This is a genomic window from Mesorhizobium sp. IMUNJ 23033 (genome assembly GCF_044778005.1).
In the GTDB taxonomy this organism is placed as follows: Bacteria; Pseudomonadota; Alphaproteobacteria; order Rhizobiales; family Rhizobiaceae; genus Mesorhizobium; species Mesorhizobium amorphae_A.
This window is the reverse complement of the sequence record NZ_JBJACT010000085.1, coordinates 1-1,277: the sequence shown is the minus strand read 5'-3', so window position 1 is coordinate 1,277 and position 1,277 is coordinate 1. Positions and strand designations below refer to the sequence as shown.

1 protein-coding gene and 1 pseudogene are annotated in these 1,277 nt (G+C 59.8%); both read right to left on the bottom strand.

The window, feature by feature from the left end:
* Positions 1 to 251, bottom strand: a pseudogene (locus tag ACFX5Q_RS34760) (ISKra4 family transposase); the annotation flags it as partial.
* Between the two features lie 47 nt (positions 252 to 298).
* On the bottom strand, positions 299 to 1,132 hold the full coding sequence (locus ACFX5Q_RS34755) for a hypothetical protein (RefSeq protein WP_404285061.1): 834 nt from the start codon (positions 1,130 to 1,132) through the stop codon (positions 299 to 301).
* Positions 1,133 to 1,277: the final 145 nt, after the last annotated feature.

Genomic DNA, 1,277 nt, shown 5'->3' with positions numbered 1-1,277 from the left:
CTGTGAAGCCGTGCGGTCGAGAACTCGCCTTCCTTCAGTCTTACTAGCAGTTGCTCCAGGTCGCGGATCGCGCGGCCGACCCGCCCATGCCACAGACGCCACTTTACGCCTCTGATGTCCCTGTCGATGGTTGGAAGCGCTTCAAAGGGGCCTGATCGGGATCGTACGATGTGATCGGCGATCTGCTGCATGGGCTGGATCTTCATGGCAATATGAAACCAGTCGATGATGTGGGTCGTCGGTTTCGGCATAGCGCGAGGCAGCCGCTTTAGGATTTCGGCCCCGTCCGAAATCACCGTCACAGCCCCAAAGCCGCGATATCCGACTTCCTGGAGAGAGTGAAGAGCACGATCGCGGATTGCCTGCTGGTCGGTGCTGCCGGTGACGAAATAGCGACCGCCCCTTTCGCCCCGTCCCCCGCGCCCACATCTGGCCACGACGAGCTCGAAATTCGCGCCGAATGTTGATCAGCGCTACGAACGTGCGCCGTATCAATGCTGATGACGAACTCTTTGCGCCGATCTCCGGGAAGCTGCATCTCGAGCTGGCATCGGTCATCCGTTTGGGACCTCGCGCGCCAAGTTTCCTGCATGACCTGGTCGTCGAGCTGCTTGCCGATCCTGATGGTACGCTTGCGGACGGTCGCATGCGTCTCAGTCGGTTCAGAGGGCAGGAAATCGGCCAGCACCTTCGCCGCCTGCCGGTAGGGCAGCATGCTTCCTAGCCGCGCCGTCAGTTCCATCAGCTCCGGTGTCGCTCGATCGGGACAAATTTCCTTCAGCGGCGCGAAGGCACCGGCCATCCCCGGATGGCATTCCCGGCACAGCATCCATCGGGGATTGCGAACCTCTACGGTGCCGAAGACGGTTCGAATCCGGCGTGTCGTGTAGTCCTTGACCGGTCGGGACGTATGGCAATCCGGGCAAATCCGGCGAAGAAAAGCGTAGGTCTCCGCTTCATGATTAACGACCGCGTTCTGCAGCGCAGCCATGATCTTCTTGCTATCGCCGATCGACAAGCCGATGTCGCCGTCGAACAGCCTCTTCCAGCTCTTGTCGATGCGGACCTCCTTCCGGCATGTGTCGCCAAATTCGTTCCGGCCCTCGATGGTAACCGTCCATTCCACCGCCATCGCTTTGCCTCCGATCAAAACGATGCTGATGGACCGGTCGAGCCTAACAACCGGTATTCGACCCCAGAGAAATTACCGGTCTCGACCTGGAGCAACTGCTAGTAAGACTGAAGGAAGGCGAGTTCTCGACCGCACGGCTTCACAG